Source organism: Shewanella sp. AC34-MNA-CIBAN-0136 (assembly GCF_040309945.1).
GTDB lineage: Bacteria > Pseudomonadota > Gammaproteobacteria > Enterobacterales > Shewanellaceae > Shewanella.
This window is the reverse complement of the sequence record NZ_JBEOPJ010000008.1, coordinates 174384-191477: the sequence shown is the minus strand read 5'-3', so window position 1 is coordinate 191477 and position 17094 is coordinate 174384. Positions and strand designations below refer to the sequence as shown.

Here is a 17094-nt window from a genome sequence, read left to right as displayed (position 1 = left end):
GTAATGACTGAACAAGTTGATGCAACAATGCCGATCCAATTTACCGATGCGGCGGCGATAAAAGTAAAAGGTCTGTTAGAAGAAGAACAGAATCCTGAATTAAAGCTACGTGTATATGTAACAGGTGGCGGTTGCTCTGGTTTCCAGTATGGCTTTACATTCGATGAAAAAGTCAACGAAGGTGATTTCACCATTGAAAAGCAAGGTGTGCAGTTGGTTGTTGATCCAATGAGTCTTCAGTACCTTGTTGGTGGTGAAGTGGATTATACATCGGGTCTTGAAGGTTCACGCTTTTTTGTTAAAAACCCTAATGCGACCACCACATGTGGCTGCGGGGCTAGTTTCTCGGTGTAATGAGTCTTACAGCAGCGATAAACCACGCGATAAATGAGATAACAATCTCACTGTAGAATGGATTTATATAATAAAAAGCCGTCTTTTGACGGCTTTTTTGATTTATGGACAACATCTCTAAATAATACAACCGCTTATTAGCTACTCATAATGTTGAGGTTCATCCGCGGTTTAAACCACGCTTTCACTTTGGCATTAAAGCTAATCCACACTTGTATAATACCTAGCGTAATCAGCACTGAGTATATAAGCCAATCAGGCACTACGGCTTGAAATAAACCAAAATCAAATGTCGTTGGTCCGGCAACCAAATTATCTGGGTCATACATTATGATCGGTAATAGGCTATACAACAGCAGTTGCAACAGACAATAAACCCGCAGAAGATATAAGCCCGCTTTCTGGCGACCGATAATTGCCAATACCATCATCAAGGTCAAAATGCATAACATTGCACTTAACTCTGATAGTGAGCTGGCGGCCATTAATCCACTGACAGACGATAATGTATAGATAACCATTAAGGCAATAAGTCGTTTTGGTAAACGTGGTTTGACCGTTACTTTATCTATTTGGTTTGATTCCGAGCTGATTATTGTCATAACACATTAATGCTTTTGTTGTTTCTTTGGCGAAATACGTTCGTCCATTTCAAACGGTGGTACAACGACACCTAAGTCTTCTTGTACCGGGAATACAGCGATAAATAAATCATCATCTTCCATGCCGCTCACCCAACGTTCTTGAAACTCGTCTAGTGGAATGGCTAATGGTTCACAGTCTTTCCATTCATCAACGGCCCAAAGTGCAGCCGTTTCTTCAGATGGCCACATTGGAATACAATCTTCATCTTCAGTGGTTAGCATGACGCAACCATCTTGATCTTGAAGTGTCCAAATGATTTTTTCTATTTTAATTTGCTCAACCATATAATCGTAACGGCCTTCTGGCGTTAGATTCATCAGTTCAGACACACTTTTGGTTTTGTTGCTCATATTGACTCTCATCTTAAGTTACGGCTTTGCCCAATTTCAAACGATTGGGCAAATTTGTGGGCATCATAACATTGAGGCCACAATTGCAAAAGTAAACCGTACATATTGGTGTATTTATCTCGCTTTAAAGCGGCCACCTAATATAGCCGTGCGTGACGCACCCGTGACGGCCGGTAAGTTGGCGGGTAAATCATGGTGATAACGCATTGCTAGCCATGCAAAGGCAATCCCTTCAACCCACTTAGCATCAACACCTAAGGCGCTGGTAGTATCGACTTTATAGCCGGGAACCAAAGTGGCTAGTCGCTGCATTAAGGCTTTATTTAACGCGCCACCGCCGCAAACAAACAATTCGCCAGTCGGTGACAATTTATTAATGTCATTGGCAATACTGTGACAGGTAAGGTCAAGTAAAGTGGATTGAATGTCTTGTTGATCTAAATGGCTATAGTCAGCGAGTTGTTGTTCAAGCCAAGCTTGATTAAATAACTCTCTGCCAGTGCTTTTTGGATAGGCTAGTGAAAAATAAGAGTGTGATAATAGCTGCTTGAGTAAGTCTGGGTGGGTGGTGCCAGAATCTGCCCAGGCACCATCTTCATCAAAAGGTTGGTTTAAGTTTTGTTGAATAAAGGCATCGATTAAATTGTTACCTGGGCCAGTATCAAAGCCTAATACTTGCTCACTATTGCCGGGTAAATAAGTAACATTGGCAATGCCGCCAATGTTTAAAATAACTCTTGAATGACCAGACTGAGCAAACACTTGTTGATGAAACGCCGGAACTAACGGTGCGCCTTGGCCGCCAAGGGCGATATCTTTACGTCTAAAATCAGCAATAACATCGATATTGGTTTCAATGGCAATGGTGTTTGGATCGCCAATTTGCAAGGTAAAACCCATTTCTAAATTGGGCATGTGACGCACGGTTTGTCCATGTGAACCAATCGCGATCACCTCAGCGGCAGTCACTGTTGATTTTGCCAATAAGTGATTTACTGCCTGAGCAAACAATTTGCCGACACTGCGATCGAGCCTACCTAAGCGGTTAATTTCATCTGTTTCGGGTTGACATAAACGCTGTAAGCCTTTTAATAAATGTGCTGGAATGGCTTCTGTATGGCTGGCGATTAGCACAGGATGTTCGGCCGAAAAATCAACCAATACTGCATCTACACCATCCATGCTTGTGCCTGACATTAGACCGATAAAATACTCTGGCTTAGACATGAAGTGACTCTCTGTTAACAGCAATAAAACCGCTTATTAATTACTTGCCAATTGCTGTTGTTGATTTGATTTTAGTTGCGTCATCAATTGCTTGCTGAGTGCAGCGAATTTGTTCTTCTCTCTGCTATCAATTGGCATTGATTTAGGTAAATCGATGGTTCGTGGATTGCGATGAACCCCATTTACAATAAATTCGTAATGTAAGTGAGCGCCAGTGACTCGGCCTGTTTTACCTAGAGTACCGATTATTTGGCCTTGTTTAACCGTTTCACCACGGTTTACTTTGCGCTTAGTTAAATGCAAATACTTAGTGGTGTAGGTTTCGTTGTGCTTAATGAAGACATAGTTGCCATTAAACTGGTTATAACCGGCCTCAACCACTTTACCTTTACCTGCCGCTTTAATCGGCGTGCCAATGGCAGCAACATAATCGACACCGCGGTGGGCTTTAACTTGGCCTGTTACCGGATGTAAGCGACGGGGGTTAAAATTAGAACTGACGTATTTAAAGTCTACTGGCGAACGCAAAAAAGCTTTGCGCATGCTACTGCCATTTTCAGAATAGTATTCACCGTCGGTATAACGTACTGCGGTGTAGCGTTCACCTTGGTTAATAAACTCTGCTGCGAGAATATTGCCATTACGCAAAAATTGACCGTCGGCGTATTCTTGTTCAAATAACAACGAAAAGTGATCGCCTTTACGAATATCTAGAGCAAAGTCGACATCCCAACCAAAAATATTGGCCAATTCCATAATGTGGTTACCAGACAAGCCTGCATCGGCAGCGGCATTCCAAAAGTTACTTTTGATATTGGCGCTAATAAACGTGGTGCGATTAACGACTTCTTTAGTGTTAACCGTTTCTTTGTATTGCTCATTGTGTTGACTGATAATTAATGTCGACACTTTATCCATGCGATAGGTTAATTCTTGTAATTCACCTTGAGCATTTTTACTGATGGCGATTTCTTCGCCCGGCATGATTTTTAGTAGATTCTTTTTCGCTAAGGGTAATTGGGTAATGTCATAAACATCTTTCGCGCTGAGTCCTGCACGGCTAAATAAACCGCCTAAGGTATCGCCTTTAGCCACTTCATAGTATTCAACGCTATAATCATCATTAGCCGCTTGTTGTTTTAATTTAGCTTTTTGAGTGGCAACTTGCTGATCGATATCATTGATCATGCCATCAATATCAGAGGTACTTGTTTGCAACATGGCAAGATGATGGGCAAACGCTTCATCGTCAGGGGTTTCGCCGCTGTTTACCTCTTCGCTATTATCACGTGATGCAAGGGCATCATTTGATATGAAATCAATCGATTCATCTTCAGCGACACTGTCATTATTACCCGGTGGTGTTGGGCTGCGAAAGGCTAACGGAATATCATAACGTTTATTGGTTTCTATGTCTGATTTGTCAGCAGATTGACTTACCAGTTGGGTTTGTTTAGATGCTTGAGCGTCTTCCGATGGAAACATCAGAATAATTGTCGTTAGAATCACCAATAAAGATAATGTGATTTGATGTGCTTTTGGCAGCAATGTGAATAAAGTAAGAAGCTTTGCCATTGACTCTGTTACCAATTTCTCTCTTTCGTTATTATCGGCTAAGTGTACACTCTTTCATTTGCTGTGGCTAACAAGTAACATAGACCTCTTTATTTTTTGTGCAAGCCCTGGGAGTTGCAGTAGAGATGGCGAATTTAGATCAAGTATTGGCAGAGATTAAGCGCGGTACCGATGAGATATTACTTGAAGCGGATTTGCTTGAGAAACTGAAAGAAGGGCGTCCCTTACGCATCAAGTTAGGTGCAGATCCTACCGCTCCAGATATTCACTTAGGTCACACGGTCATCTTGAATAAAATGCGTACTTTTCAAGAGCTTGGTCACGAAGTGATTTTCTTGATTGGTGATTTTACCGGTATGGTCGGTGATCCTAGTGGTAAAAACAGCACCCGTCCGCCACTGACTCGTGAACAAGTGCTTGCTAACGCCGAAACCTATAAAGAGCAGGTCTATAAAATTTTGGACCCTGCAAAAACCCGCATCGAATTTAATTCTAGCTGGTTAGAGCCATTAGGCGCTGCTGGCATGATCCGCTTAGCATCACAGCAAACTGTTGCCCGAATGATGGAACGCGATGACTTTAAAAAGCGTTATGCATCAGGTCAATCGATTGCGATTCATGAATTTATGTACCCTTTATTACAAGGTTACGATTCGGTTGCATTGAAAGCCGATGTTGAATTAGGCGGTACAGACCAAAAGTTTAACCTGCTTATGGGTCGTGAACTGCAAAAATCTGAAGGCCAAAAGCCGCAGACTGTCATCATGATGCCATTACTTGAAGGGTTAGATGGCGTTAAGAAAATGTCTAAATCGGCGCATAATTATATTGGTGTGAGCGAGCCTGCCAACGAAATGTTTGGCAAACTGATGTCGATTTCTGATGACTTAATGTGGCGTTATCTTGAACTGTTGTCATTCCGTCCGTTAACTGAGTTAGCCCAATTCAAGTTAGACGTTGAAAATGGCACAAATCCACGCGACATCAAGATTTTGTTAGCCAAAGAAATCATTGCTCGTTTTCATGATGAAGAGCAAGCACAAGCGGCGCATCAAGCTTTTATCGACCGTTTCCAAAAAGGTGCCATCCCTGATGACATCGAAGAAGTGGTATTAGAAGCGGGCGACGGGTTAGCTATTGCTAACTTACTTAAAGATGCAGGCCTTGTGGGTTCAACCTCTGACGGTATGCGGATGATTAAGCAAGGCGCAGTTAAAATGGACGGCGAGAAAGTTGAAGACAGTCGCCAAATTTTTAATGCAGGTCTTGAAGCGGTATTCCAAGTGGGTAAACGCAAATTTGCTAAAGTGATTTTAAAGTAATCACGGATGTTAGCGAATAAAAAACGGCTTATAATGTAAGCCGTTTTTTTATGTCTGAACCATGGTTAATTTATGGCTAATTTATATTTGCAACACTACTGAGACTCAAGTTGATCAGACATGGTTTGATAGTCCATTAAGTCCATTTGCTCAATTAAACGCTCAGTATTGTTATCAAATTTTAGTGTGGTGACACCTGGTACCGCAAGGTCGATAATTTTACCGGGTTTACCATATTGATCGCCGGGGCCTCGTAATCGATAACTGCCTATTATCACCACGAGAGAGCCGGTATTAAACATGTGTTCTACGTTTAAACGGTATTCTAATACACCTTCATGAGCCCGCTGTAAAAACGCAATAATATGCCGACCGCCAGTGTAAGTAGTATTGGCTGTTTTATCGTAAAATACCGTGTCGCGAGAGTAGAAACGACGCAGGACGGTATAGTCATGATCCGTAAGCGCTTCCATGTATTGCATCGCGAGTTGTTGTTCTCGTGGCATATCACCAATATTGGCTTTGCTCGGAAAGCTCAATAGCAAACAGCATAATATGAAGATTATTCGCACATTAAATTCTCTTTGTTTTCAAATCAAAAGCCGGTAAAGATAAGTGCCAGCGGATAGCACTCAGACGGATGATTAGCGTGCTGAACATAGCGATCAACATCGATGTCATGCTATCCATGCCGACAAATATGCTTAAGGTATAACAGATCCCTCCAACGATGGAAGCGGTTGCGTAAATTTCCGTTCGCAACACCATTGGAATTTGCCTACATAACAAATCTCGGATAATACCACCACCGACACCGGTTATTAATCCCATTACCACCGCGACCATACCAGATAACCCGAGTAATAAGGCTTTTTCCGCACCAATTACGGTAAATAGTGCTAAACCGAGTGCATCGGCAATAGATAATGAGCGTGGCGGTAATTTATGCGGTTTACGCACTAACACTAAGCAGGTTATTACTGTCGCAAGAATGACAAGAATATAGTTAGGATCGCGGATCCAAAAAACCGGTGTAGCACCTATTAGCGCATCGCGAATACTGCCACCGCCAATTGCTGTAACAGAAGCCAACACGATAACGCCAAAGGGGTCCATACGATGTTTACCCGCGGCTAACGCTCCCGAAAGGGCAAATACCGCAGTACCACATAAATCAAAAAAGTAGATCCACTGACTCATTTACTTAACTCTTCAAGGTGAATGGTCAGAGCATCTACTGAAATACGGATCTCGATTACAGATAAAATTAACGAATATAATAACAACAATAAACTTAACCCAAAAACTATCGAACCAATTTGGTTAAAACCAACATAAATCAAAATCATACAAAACACACATAGGGCAAAGCTGCTGACACCGGCTTCTTGCATTTTTCGGATGATAATGATGCGTTGGCGTAAATTTTTAATTTGCTCGCCTTGCACTGGTTTTTTGTCGTTACTGAGTTGGCGGATTAATGCCGCTAATGAAAAAAATCGATTTGTGTAGGCCAATAGCAATAAGGAAATTGCCGGGAATAATAATGCCGGAGTCGTTAACGATACATGTAAGTTGTTCAACAAAGCGATATTCCTAAACAGGTTTTTAAGCAGACAATAATCAATTTTTTGTTATTTAAAAGGTTAATATGTTGTAAAAATGCAATGAGCTTGTGATGTAATATTCTTATATTAACAAGCGAATATGACGCACAGACAAAATAGACAAATATTGATTCATAATTGCTAAATAATAGCCTGTTTAAAACAAGATTTATACGTTTAAAGTAATCTTAATCCTGTCCATATTAATGGCAATAATAACGTTAAGCTTATCCAAAATAGGTTAGCGGTTTGTGTCACTGTGATTGCTTGGCTTATGTAGCGATGATCTGGCAAGGGACCCGCTTTTACTTTCGGTAAATCGACCCGAATTGTCTTACCATTTTCGATAAATTGCTGGGGGCCACCAAGCTCTATCTTCAATAACTTAGCCGCTAATGCATAACTGCTGTAATGATTATTCAATTGATTTTTATTGGCTTGAGCTGATATTGGCTGCGAAAAAATAGACCTAATACCCAGTTGCCCAAACTGAATCGCTAACGAGCAATGCCATAATAAGGTTGGTATGAAAAAAATTACCCGATTGAATTGGCCTACAAAACTCGAAAAAATGTGAAAATGTGGATGATATGGTGGCCAGCAATGTTCTAGTTGTCTTAACATCCGCACCACTAATGCCATGGTAGCGCCGCCTAAGCTAAAAAACAATATAGTCGCTAAGGTGCCGTAAATGGGAGTGGTAAAAAGTTTTTCAATGGCGGTTTTACTTAAACCGACTTCAGATAACACTTGAGTATTCTGACGTACCCATGGGGTGAGTAGTTGTTTTGCGTCTTGCTTATTACCAGTTTTTATTGCTGTAACGACCTTTTCAGCCACGGGTTTAAATGCTGAGTCGCATAAACAAAAATACAAGATGATTAGCTCAAAAAACCATGGGTAGGCGGCAAGGCTGAGTAAAAAACTGACGATAATCCCGCTAGGTACTATCAAAATAAGTGTGGCTAAAATCCCAGCGATAAGTTGTTGGCTCACCGCTCGGTCTGGGTGGTTAACCTTACTGGAAATTAATACCGCTAAACGGTTAAACCATAATAATGGTTGCAGCTCTCTAGGAATAGGAGCAAACCGAGCCAATATTAATGCGCAAAATAAAATACAACAGCTCTGAAGCAATCCGCCGTCTTGGCTCAGTAATTGAGGATTAAATAATTGATTGACCATAGAGACTCAATAATGTGCTGTTGTATTGTTAATGAAGCCTGCTTAGCTCGGCCCATAGCGAGTCCGAGCTAAGTGTAGACCGATTACAGCTGTTGTAATAGCGCGATAACCATCATTGCTGAATGCATACCTGCTTTGATAATGTACGAGTCAAAATCAACGGGTGAGTCATTGTTTGCATTGTCTGATAGCGAGCGAATAACCACAAATGGCACGTTAAACTGGTGACATACTTGTGCAATCGCTGCGCCTTCCATCTCACAAGCTGCCATCGTTGGAAAGTTTTCACGCATGATTTTTGTGCGTACAGGATCGCAAATAAAGCTGTCGCCAGTACAAATTAACCCTTCAATAGCCTTAACTTCACCTAATTCAGCGACAGCACTTTTGGCCGCATTGACTAAGGTGCTATCTGGCATAAATGCCGCAGGTTGCTGAGCCATTTGGCCAATTTCATAACCAAATGCTGTGACGTCTACATCGTGATGACGCACTTCTGATGAAATGACAATATCGCCAATTGCCAATGAATCGACAAAACCGCCAGCAGAACCGGTGTTAATCACATGGGTTGCGGCAAACTTTTCGATTAATAATGTGGTTGCAATACTGGCTGCTACTTTACCGATACCTGAGCGGGTCACAACCACGTCTTTACCGGCAATGGTGCCGCTAATAAATTCGATGCCAGCAATTGTTGTATGTACTGGTTCTACAATAGCTTGAACTAAATGAACAACTTCTGGCTCCATTGCGCCAATAATACCGATTTTCATGTGTAAACCTTAACTGAATAAGCAAATTCGAATGGGCGCTAATATACCATGAGCTCGATAAATTAGTGAAAACTGACAGTGATTTTATTGACCCATTAATTGGTTATTTGTGGCTAAACCTCGTGTTGATATTATTCTATTATGGCTAATTTAATCCATAGTAATTGGAAGTGATTGCTCTTTTTAACCTTAATTAATGACAGCACAATAACCTCAATCCAAGGCGCTAGCCTCAGGATTGCAGATTAAAGTGTCATTGACGTTATTTAGAGGGGAAATCATGCAACACGATATTATTTATTTTGTAGGCTCATGAAGTTGTGAGGTTAATTTTACTGCTGGCTTTGCGTGAGCAAATGATCGATTGCGCGAACCACATTGATACTGGCCTGTTCCATGGTTTCAAGATGAGCCAAAATAGTCGACTCATTACCCGACTGCATGGCTATAACAGCTGCTTTACCTGCACTGTGTACGGTTGTATGTGGTTGTTCGATAGTTTTAAAACTGGATAAACTGGCAAAATTTTGACCTTCGCCTTTGTAATACCATTTACCAAGTCTGCATTCAGTGTGGCTATTAACACTGGCATTTAGATCTTTATTTGCCAACACGCTGTATACATTACTTTTCCATACGCTGTGATCTAGTTTTACCGTGGTTAAGAAAGCGGTCATAGAGGCTTCTCCAATGACTCGTTTCATCACGCCTGAGCTTTGTAATACATCAGTCACCACTTGATCAATTTGTTCTGAAGATACAGCAATATCCCTAGAGCAAGTTTGGTTGGTAATGACTACATTCTTAATTTGTTCAGTTTGTTCAATAACTGTGGCGACTAATTTTTCAATATTAGCGCTGGCATCATGAGCATTACTGGCCAGTTGGCGCACTTCGCTTGCCACCACTGCAAAGCCACGGCCTGCATCACCAGCTCGTGCTGCTTCAATGGCTGCATTAAGAGCGAGTAGATTGGTTTGTTCAGAAATTTGCTGGATAGATGAAACTAAACTACTTATTCCATTAGCCGAAAGACTTAATTCTGCGGCAGTAGCCATGCTTTTTTCTGCATGGTCATTTAGATGCCCAGCTCGTTTTTTTAAGTTGCCAATCGCGACATGTGTTTGATTAAATAACTTATCTAATTCAGATAGCATTTGTTTTTCTTCGTCTAACTTAATTGAGTTTGCCAAGGTGGTGTCGCGAATATCATTGAGCATTGTTGCGCCCAGCAATTGTAAATTAGCGCGTGCGGTATCGTATTCAGATTGGCTATTAGAATGGTTTAATTGCTGGCTTAATTGCGTAATAGTCTGTTGTAATTGATTTAATTCATCTGAATGTTGCTGTTTATGAGTGACTAATTGGTGTTCTAAGTCGGCTATTTTAGTTTTCAAACTTTGGGTAAAACCGATCATAGTCTCTTTATCCTTTAGCAATATATTAATAATATTTTGATAAACTATCATCGATTAATCAAGTGCTTCAGCAGTCACATATCACAAAAATGCATAATAAATACTTCTAATCTTTGACCTTTAACCGTACCAAGTCCTATTTATAAATTAAATAAGATCGTAGTATTATTCTGTTTATTGCTTAATCATTAGTGCTGATCAAGATCAAAGTAAATCGTTATTTTTTATGGGTAAACGGCATCCATAGCAACCCTGTTAACCAAGCGTTTTGTTTCGCGTTTTGGTATTCAATTAATCCTATGTCGATATCCTCGTCTGCTTTACTGGCCTTAGCAGAATACGTACCAAATAGACGATCCCACCACACAATACTAAAACCAAAGTTGCTGTTGGTTTCGCACATTATTTGGCTGTGATGAATTCGGTGCAATATTTGAGTTATTAATACGGTTCTGACGACGCGTTCTAGCCTTGGTGATAGTCGGATATTGGCATGGTTAAATATGGCTAAACCATTTAATAAAATCTCAAATAAGATCACTGCACTGGCTGGTACCCCTAGTAGGATGATCGCTAATGCTTTAACCCCAATGCTGGCGATAATTTCTAGTGGGTGAAATCGCAACGCAGTCGTACTGTCGACATGAACGTCAGCATGATGAACTTTATGTAATCGCCACAATAATGGGACACGATGAAACAGCCTGTGTTGCCAATAAATAAGCAGGTCTAATAACAATAAGCTTATGGTGATGCTAGCCCAATCAGGTAATGCAATATAATTGAACAGTCCCCATTGTTGTTGCTGACAGTACAGTGCAATACCTGCTAATCCTATTGGTAATACCATTCGGGCTGCTACTGCTGAAATAACCAATATACCGATATTGCCTACCCAACGCGTAGCTGGTTTCGGTGCGTTGGCTCTATTGGGCAAATGCCTAGCAGGCAACCAAAACTCCAGTAAAAGCATGATTATCAATATCGTTAAAAATGCCCCGAGTCGAATGGATGAAATATCGTCCATCATGTTGATTTACCTCGTTGAGATTGATTAACTGAAGTGTTTTTTTTCAACGTATGATTTTTCAGAGTGTGATAGCCACCATGTATACGGGTGAAAATGGTAATTGCGCCTAAAAATGCAAAGCTATAGGCAAGTTCTGGGAAATAAGCCGGCCACAAACAAAATGCGACAAAGAAGGCGATGGTTTCGGTGCCTTCAGTTAAGCCGTTTAAAAAGTAAAAGCTCTTATTGGCAAATTGTGGTCGAGGCAGATTCAGCTTTTCGGCCGGTATGGCAAAGGCTAAAAAGCTTGAGCCTGTGCCAATGAATACGGTTAACAACACTGCCGCGGCTAAGGCATTTTCATTAGGGTTGGCCAAGGCGAATCCTAGCGGAATGGCCGCATAAAATAGAAAGTCGACACAAATATCTAAATAGCCACCTGCGGCACTGGTGTGTTTTTGGTGGCGAGCAAGGGCGCCATCGAGTCCGTCGATAATCCGATTCAGTGCGATAAAAAACAAGGCGCCATACCAAAGTTGTAATGCCAGTAACGGCATTGCCAGCATGCCTAAACCGAAACCGACTAATGTGAGCTGATCGGGATGGACATTCTTTTTGTCTAGTAGCAGCACAACTGGGGCTAACAGTGGCTTTATTACTGGGGTGATAAATCTATCTAGCATGATGTCATTCCAATTAATCTCTTGATTATCTTTTCAATTTTTTAAAGTCGCGAGTTTGTTATGTCACGACTTATCTATTTTTTAGCTATCTGTGTATTACCTACATCAGTACAGTTGATTACAGTACTTTCTATTTGAGTAGGGTTTTAGCCATTTAGTACCACAACTCAAAGTGAGATGACTTTACCTTGAGCGGCATCGGCATCTGTTTGATCGTGAGTCACCATAATGGCAGGTAGCTGATGCTGGCGTATTTGATCAAATACTAATTGTCGGGTTTCTTGACGTAACTGACTGTCTAGCTTACTAAAGGGCTCGTCTAATAATATGGCTTTGGGTTGGCTAAGCAATACCCGCAGCAATGCCACCCTAGCTTGCTGACCGCCAGATAAACTTTGCGGGTCACGTTGTTCTAATCCACCCAGACCCACTTGGGTTAACGCTTCACTAATTGCGGCTTGTCGCTGTGCTTTGGGGCTTGGCGGCATGGCAAAGCCGATGTTTCCTGCCACTGATAAATGCGGAAATAATAATGGGTCTTGGTAGAGCAAACCAATATGGCGTAAATGACTGGCTGTTGTGGTGATATTTTGGCCGTTTAAATGCAGCTGACCTTCAGCACTAAAGCCCGCTGGCAACATGCCTGTTAACCAGTTTAATAGCGTTGATTTGCCGCTGCCAGATGGGCCCATAATAGTCAATATTTCACCGCCACGAATGGTCGCGCTTAATGATAATAAGCTTTGTTGCTGGCGACACAAGATCAGCCCATCAATGGTGAGTTCTGATGTTGAGGTGGTATTTGAGCCGTTGGCTGTACTCACGAATGTTTGCATTATTATCCTTGTTGGTGGCGTTTGACTAACATTTTTGGCAATAGCCAAGCCAGTAAAAAACCTAAAGCTGGGAGGATCATTTGCATTAACGCATATACTGCACTGATCCTGCGGCTTCCACCATTGGCGAGCGAAACAGCTTCAGTGGTAATGGTATTGATGCGTCCACCACCAGTGAGTAAGGTTGGTAAGTATTGGCTAAAGCTAATGGCTAAACCTAATGCGCAAGCAATGAATATCGGCCCAATTAGCATGGGCAGTTTAATCCGGAAAAATATTTTTGCTTTGGTGGCCCCAAGACTGGCCGCAACAATACTAAAGCGTGGGTCTAAACGACGATAGCTACTGGCCAGCGATAAAAACACATAGGGTAATACAAATAACAAATGGGCCAGTACCACATTGATAAAGGTATGTTGACTGTTTACTTGCTCAAGTAACCACACCAAACCAAATAAAAACGCGATACTTGGAATAAGCAAGGGCAGATAAATTAATACACTGCCCAGCAGCGATAGCGGTTTTCCGCTGTGCTGCTCCGCTTCTAAAGTGAGTAAGGTTAAGGTTATCGCTAGGGCGGTTGCGCAGAGGGCAATCAGTACCGTGTCGATAAGTGGCGTGTGCATTTGTTGCAATGCCGTTTGCCAGTGCAGCATTACAAATTGTTGCGGCAAGGCATCAGGGAAATGCCAAAAGCCAGCAAAAGACCACAGCAGCATTCCCACTAATGCCAAACCTATGATGGTCAACATTAAGGCGGTGATGACATGGGTTATCTTTTGGATGATAGCGCCGCCGTATTCGCGCTGGCCATTGGTTAACATCGATTGAGCGAATCGACTCACCAAGCGTTCCAGTAACCACCAGTAGGCTAATACGAATAACGTCAGTTGAATTTGTAATATCGCCCCCGCAGACGCTTTGATCCGTAAACTTAAATCCACGTCATGAAACCACTGCATAATCGCTACAGCCAATGTCGGCGGATTGTTGGGGCCTAAAATTAAGGGGATTTCTACACTGGCACTGGCGTAGGCCAATACTGCCAATATTGGCAAGCGTAAGTGAGGATACAGGCTTGGCAACACCACTTTTAAAAATGCTGTCATTGGGCAATAACCTAAACTCAATGCCACTTTATGTTGCGCCCGTAGTGTTTGCCCAAGGTCGGGTTGTGCTAATACGCCTAGCGCCATCAGTAATAAAAAAGGCAGTTCTTTTAAGGTCACGCCTAGAATAATACTCAGTCCCATCGCATCGTGTGGATATAGCCAATCGGGTGGTGCATCCCAACCACTTAACCAAGGCGATACCAAGCGAGACAACATGCCCGACGGGGTAATCAGAAATCCAATAGCAATGGCCGCGGCAGCATGAGGGATAACCAGAATTGGCCCTAAAAGGCGTTGAATATAACCCAGCCAAGGGCTGGTAAAGTAACTTGCTAGGATCAATATTGTGATTAAAAAGGCCAACAAGGTGCTAACAAAGCTGGTGGTGATACTCAATAACGCCATGTGGCCAATGCCTGGTGTTTGCCATAATTGGCTAAAACCATTCAGGCTAAAATGGGTTTGATCCAGTGCTGGGATCCAACCAAATGCAGGCAGAATAACGCCAATTAACCCACCCAATACCGGGATCAGTAACAAAGCCATCATCATAAATGGACTGAAGCGCACAATTGGATTGAACAACTTGGCTACCGTGTTCATTGCATCACTCCATAGCGTTGTAACCATAGCTTTGTAATAACCTTACTCCAACTTGGATCTGGCTCACTTAACGCTGGGCTGATTGCTTGGTTAGCAATAGTGGCACTGGGATGTGACTGAGCGGGTGGCTCAAACCAAGTTTGCTGTTCGGCTGTTAGCTTTGATAGTGCTAACACGCTGGTGTCGCCCCATATATTCGCTTGCTGTTTGTGTGCTTGAGCTTGTGGACTCAGTAAAAAATTGACTACCAATTTAGCGCTGTCCAGGTGAGCGGCATTATAGGGAATGGCGATAAAGTGAATATTACTCAAACTGCCATCTTGCATACGATAACTACGACTGCTGTCGGGTAATTCAAAACGTGCAACGGCCGCGGGAATTTCGGCGGCTGAAAAGGTAAACGCTAGGGCAAGTTCACCATCGCCGATTAAGCGACGTAGCTCCATGCCACTGGACATAAAGTGTTGACCTTTGCGCCATAGATGCGGATGTAGGTCATCTAAATATTGCCACAATACTGGTAATAACAAAGCCTGGCTTTGCGTTGTCGGGGGTTGATAAAGCAGATTTTTAATCGCCTCAGGTTGTGAGTTGTTCAGTACAATTAAGGCGTACTTTAAAAAGCTGGTGGCTAAAAAGTCAGGTGGCTTAGGGTAGGTGAATCTGCCTGGGTGTTGTTTGGCCCATAGGCTTAGTTGTTGCAAAGTTTGCGGTGGTGATGTGGTCACTATGCTGTCGTAGTAAAACGTCAGCGCAGCTTTACCCCATGGTGCTTCCATCCCTTGTGTTGGCACGCCAAAGTCACGGGTCATCGCGGGATTGTTATCTGGATCGGTTAAACCAAAGTTGGGTAATTGCGTAACCCAATTTGGCGCTAGCAGTTGATGCTTGGCCATGGCGGCAAAATTTTCACCGTTAATCCACACTAAATCGACTTGGCCTTGATGATCATTGCTTGCTGATTTTTCGGCTAATACTCGGCTGACCGCTTCGCTGGTGTCAGTGAGTTTTACATGGTGTAAATTGATCTGATATTGCCGCTTAACTTGTTTCGCGGCCCATTGAATATAACGATTTATTTGCGGATCGCCACCCCAAGCATGAAAGTACACATCTTGATTAGCGCCTCGAGATTCAACCTCTGGCCATGATGACTGTGATGTTTGTGATGTTTTAACTGATGCTTGAACTGATGTTTGAGCAGACTCGCGGATTGATGTTGATGTTTGAATTCGTGCTGACGGCTTGTCTGCAACATTTACAACACCGTTGCCAGATGCATTAGCCATAACAGCCCAAAGACTAGCAGTAAGCAAAAAAGCACTAAGCCCAAAGCTTACAGCAACCTTAGATTTTATAAGGTTGCTGTAAAAGGCTGTGCTAACGATATGCTGCCAGCGTAAATTAGCCAGCAACATTAAGTGACCAGTCATAATCTAAAAATTCAATATCAAGTTGTTGTTTTTCTGCCGCTTGACGCTGTGCTGGCGTAAGTGTCAGAACACCTTTATCACTATTAGAATAAAGCAGTAAAAACGCTTCAATCGAATGAGTGTTACGAAACCCTTTGGTAAAGTCATCGCCATACCATTTAAAGATAGAAGACAAATACAAGCTGTCTCCCTTGGCATAATTTCGGCTGTTATCGGCAAGAAAACGTTCAGTTTGCTCGGTTAATTGCAGTTCGAGTTTAGCACCTGTATAGGCTTCTTCACGCAGTGCAGGGCAACCAATGCTGGCACAGTTTACCGCGAAGTGGATCCTTGGGTCGTTGTAACGATCGCTACCACGAATGAGTGTGTGCTCAATATCATTAAGGCTGCGGGTTTTACCTAATAATGGAATAAAACTTTTATCCCAAGGTGAGCTAAATAACCCGCCTAACTCTTTGATTGAGTCTATATCAGGGTATTTAGTTAAGATAAGTTCAACGGTCCACGCGTTGTAAGCATTGATTAAAAATGCCAATTGCGATTCTTTGTCCCAAGCATCAAATTTAGTTTGGGTTATCTGACTCAGTTGGTTGAGATACCTGGTCAATATGGCTCGATCTTGTTGTATTGCTGCGTAATCTATCGCGCTACTGTGGCCTGAATTAATCGGTTTAACATGACGGTTGAGTAAGGTGTTCCACTCATCATGTAGCACCATTTTTGTCTGGCTCTGCACAAGATGATTCGCATCAGAAAGCGCTTCAGACTCATCCACTGCAGCAATAGCCGCATTACTGCCAAGCAAGCTCAGCAATAGACCGACTGTCAGTACAAACGATTGAGTACATCGCGTTAATTTTTTCATTATCTGAGACCTACTTTGAGTTTGTAAGAACCGTTATCTCGAGTTATTTTCTAAGCGTCATAATCAAGAGCATTTACTTAAGTTTCATCTTTTT

Annotated in this window: 18 protein-coding genes; 2 read left to right on the top strand and 16 right to left on the bottom strand. The window is 42.2% G+C overall.

Annotation, left to right across the window (positions count from 1 at the left end; all coding sequences use genetic code 11):
* The first annotated feature begins 3 nt into the window (after positions 1-3).
* The gene (erpA, locus tag AAEY94_RS10355) at positions 4-354 is read left to right on the top strand and encodes an iron-sulfur cluster insertion protein ErpA (RefSeq protein ID WP_011638424.1); all 351 of its coding nucleotides are present in this window, start codon (positions 4-6) and stop codon (positions 352-354) included.
* A 137-nt stretch (positions 355-491) separates the two neighbouring features.
* On the opposite strand, the gene AAEY94_RS10350 is transcribed toward erpA, so the two are convergent.
* From AAEY94_RS10350 to AAEY94_RS10335, 4 genes are all read right to left on the bottom strand, one after another.
* A complete protein-coding gene (locus AAEY94_RS10350; RefSeq protein ID WP_350978698.1) occupies positions 492-956 on the bottom strand; it encodes a hypothetical protein in 465 nt (154 codons plus the stop codon).
* Positions 957-962: 6 nt separating this feature from the next.
* Positions 963-1349 carry a DUF2750 domain-containing protein gene (locus AAEY94_RS10345; protein ID WP_197708487.1) on the bottom strand — a complete coding sequence of 129 codons (387 nt, stop codon included), beginning with the start codon at positions 1347-1349 and terminating at the stop codon, positions 963-965.
* A 114-nt stretch (positions 1350-1463) separates the two neighbouring features.
* Positions 1464-2576: an anhydro-N-acetylmuramic acid kinase gene (locus tag AAEY94_RS10340; protein WP_101088838.1), complete on the bottom strand. Its 1113-nt coding sequence runs from the start codon at positions 2574-2576 to the stop codon at positions 1464-1466.
* Between the two features lie 36 nt (positions 2577-2612).
* On the bottom strand, positions 2613-4151 hold the full coding sequence (locus AAEY94_RS10335) for a peptidoglycan DD-metalloendopeptidase family protein (RefSeq protein WP_350978696.1): 1539 nt from the start codon (positions 4149-4151) through the stop codon (positions 2613-2615).
* 125 nt (positions 4152-4276) lie between these two features.
* On the opposite strand from AAEY94_RS10335, the gene tyrS reads away from it, so the two are divergent.
* Positions 4277-5473, top strand: coding sequence for a tyrosine--tRNA ligase (gene tyrS, locus AAEY94_RS10330; RefSeq protein WP_192114388.1), 1197 nt, complete (start codon positions 4277-4279; stop codon positions 5471-5473).
* 95 nt (positions 5474-5568) lie between these two features.
* Here the strand turns inward: tyrS and AAEY94_RS10325 are convergent, their stop codons facing one another.
* The 12 genes from AAEY94_RS10325 to AAEY94_RS10270 all read right to left on the bottom strand — a co-directional run bounded on the left by AAEY94_RS10325 (position 5569) and on the right by AAEY94_RS10270 (position 17000).
* Positions 5569-5979: a nuclear transport factor 2 family protein gene (locus AAEY94_RS10325; protein ID WP_081430168.1), complete on the bottom strand. Its 411-nt coding sequence runs from the start codon at positions 5977-5979 to the stop codon at positions 5569-5571.
* Between the two features lie 67 nt (positions 5980-6046).
* Positions 6047-6673, bottom strand: coding sequence for a trimeric intracellular cation channel family protein (locus tag AAEY94_RS10320; protein WP_101088841.1), 627 nt, complete (start codon positions 6671-6673; stop codon positions 6047-6049).
* Positions 6670-7059, bottom strand: a complete 390-nt coding sequence (locus AAEY94_RS10315) for a DUF2721 domain-containing protein (RefSeq protein WP_101088842.1) — start codon at positions 7057-7059, stop codon at positions 6670-6672. The genes AAEY94_RS10320 and AAEY94_RS10315 overlap by 4 nt, the downstream gene beginning before the upstream one ends.
* A gap of 198 nt (positions 7060-7257) precedes the next feature.
* Positions 7258-8265 (bottom strand): cobalamin biosynthesis protein CobD/CbiB, encoded by a 1008-nt coding sequence (locus tag AAEY94_RS10310; RefSeq protein ID WP_350978694.1) that lies wholly within the window; start codon positions 8263-8265, stop codon positions 7258-7260.
* Between the two features lie 83 nt (positions 8266-8348).
* Positions 8349-9041 (bottom strand): 5'-methylthioadenosine/adenosylhomocysteine nucleosidase, encoded by a 693-nt coding sequence (locus AAEY94_RS10305; protein WP_350978692.1) that lies wholly within the window; start codon positions 9039-9041, stop codon positions 8349-8351.
* 332 nt (positions 9042-9373) lie between these two features.
* Entirely contained in the window at positions 9374-10459 is a 1086-nt protein-coding gene (locus AAEY94_RS10300) for a methyl-accepting chemotaxis protein (protein ID WP_192114389.1), read from the bottom strand.
* 217 nt (positions 10460-10676) lie between these two features.
* Positions 10677-11489, bottom strand: coding sequence for a sterol desaturase family protein (locus AAEY94_RS10295; RefSeq protein WP_182744264.1), 813 nt, complete (start codon positions 11487-11489; stop codon positions 10677-10679).
* On the bottom strand, positions 11486-12151 hold the full coding sequence (locus AAEY94_RS10290; RefSeq protein WP_350978689.1) for a CDP-alcohol phosphatidyltransferase family protein: 666 nt from the start codon (positions 12149-12151) through the stop codon (positions 11486-11488). The genes AAEY94_RS10295 and AAEY94_RS10290 overlap by 4 nt, the downstream gene beginning before the upstream one ends.
* Positions 12152-12318: 167 nt before the next feature.
* Positions 12319-12987: an ATP-binding cassette domain-containing protein gene (locus AAEY94_RS10285; protein WP_350978688.1), complete on the bottom strand. Its 669-nt coding sequence runs from the start codon at positions 12985-12987 to the stop codon at positions 12319-12321.
* Positions 12988-12989: 2 nt separating this feature from the next.
* A complete protein-coding gene (locus AAEY94_RS10280) occupies positions 12990-14702 on the bottom strand; it encodes an ABC transporter permease (protein WP_350978687.1) in 1713 nt (570 codons plus the stop codon).
* Positions 14699-15991 carry an ABC transporter substrate-binding protein gene (locus tag AAEY94_RS10275; protein WP_350978685.1) on the bottom strand — a complete coding sequence of 431 codons (1293 nt, stop codon included), beginning with the start codon at positions 15989-15991 and terminating at the stop codon, positions 14699-14701. The genes AAEY94_RS10280 and AAEY94_RS10275 overlap by 4 nt, the downstream gene beginning before the upstream one ends.
* Positions 15992-16106: 115 nt before the next feature.
* Positions 16107-17000, bottom strand: a complete 894-nt coding sequence (locus tag AAEY94_RS10270) for a DUF547 domain-containing protein (RefSeq protein WP_502959395.1) — start codon at positions 16998-17000, stop codon at positions 16107-16109.
* Positions 17001-17094 lie beyond the last annotated feature (94 nt).

Coding starts and splice junctions, on each gene's coding strand:
- AAEY94_RS10350 (WP_350978698.1), bottom strand. CDS start 956: ATGACAATAATCAGCTCGGAATCAAACCAAATAGATAAAGTAACGGTC.
- AAEY94_RS10285 (WP_350978688.1), bottom strand. CDS start 12,987: ATGCAAACATTCGTGAGTACAGCCAACGGCTCAAATACCACCTCAACA.
- erpA (WP_011638424.1), top strand. CDS start 4: ATGACTGAACAAGTTGATGCAACAATGCCGATCCAATTTACCGATGCG.
- AAEY94_RS10340 (WP_101088838.1), bottom strand. CDS start 2,576: ATGTCTAAGCCAGAGTATTTTATCGGTCTAATGTCAGGCACAAGCATG.
- AAEY94_RS10290 (WP_350978689.1), bottom strand. CDS start 12,151: ATGCTAGATAGATTTATCACCCCAGTAATAAAGCCACTGTTAGCCCCA.
- AAEY94_RS10305 (WP_350978692.1), bottom strand. CDS start 9,041: ATGAAAATCGGTATTATTGGCGCAATGGAGCCAGAAGTTGTTCATTTA.
- AAEY94_RS10270 (WP_502959395.1), bottom strand. CDS start 17,000: ATGAAAAAATTAACGCGATGTACTCAATCGTTTGTACTGACAGTCGGT.
- AAEY94_RS10320 (WP_101088841.1), bottom strand. CDS start 6,673: ATGAGTCAGTGGATCTACTTTTTTGATTTATGTGGTACTGCGGTATTT.
- AAEY94_RS10325 (WP_081430168.1), bottom strand. CDS start 5,979: ATGCCACGAGAACAACAACTCGCGATGCAATACATGGAAGCGCTTACG.
- AAEY94_RS10345 (WP_197708487.1), bottom strand. CDS start 1,349: ATGAGCAACAAAACCAAAAGTGTGTCTGAACTGATGAATCTAACGCCA.
- AAEY94_RS10275 (WP_350978685.1), bottom strand. CDS start 15,991: ATGGCTAATGCATCTGGCAACGGTGTTGTAAATGTTGCAGACAAGCCG.
- AAEY94_RS10310 (WP_350978694.1), bottom strand. CDS start 8,265: ATGGTCAATCAATTATTTAATCCTCAATTACTGAGCCAAGACGGCGGA.
- AAEY94_RS10280 (WP_350978687.1), bottom strand. CDS start 14,702: ATGAACACGGTAGCCAAGTTGTTCAATCCAATTGTGCGCTTCAGTCCA.
- tyrS (WP_192114388.1), top strand. CDS start 4,277: ATGGCGAATTTAGATCAAGTATTGGCAGAGATTAAGCGCGGTACCGAT.
- AAEY94_RS10335 (WP_350978696.1), bottom strand. CDS start 4,151: ATGGCAAAGCTTCTTACTTTATTCACATTGCTGCCAAAAGCACATCAA.
- AAEY94_RS10295 (WP_182744264.1), bottom strand. CDS start 11,489: ATGATGGACGATATTTCATCCATTCGACTCGGGGCATTTTTAACGATA.
- AAEY94_RS10300 (WP_192114389.1), bottom strand. CDS start 10,459: ATGATCGGTTTTACCCAAAGTTTGAAAACTAAAATAGCCGACTTAGAA.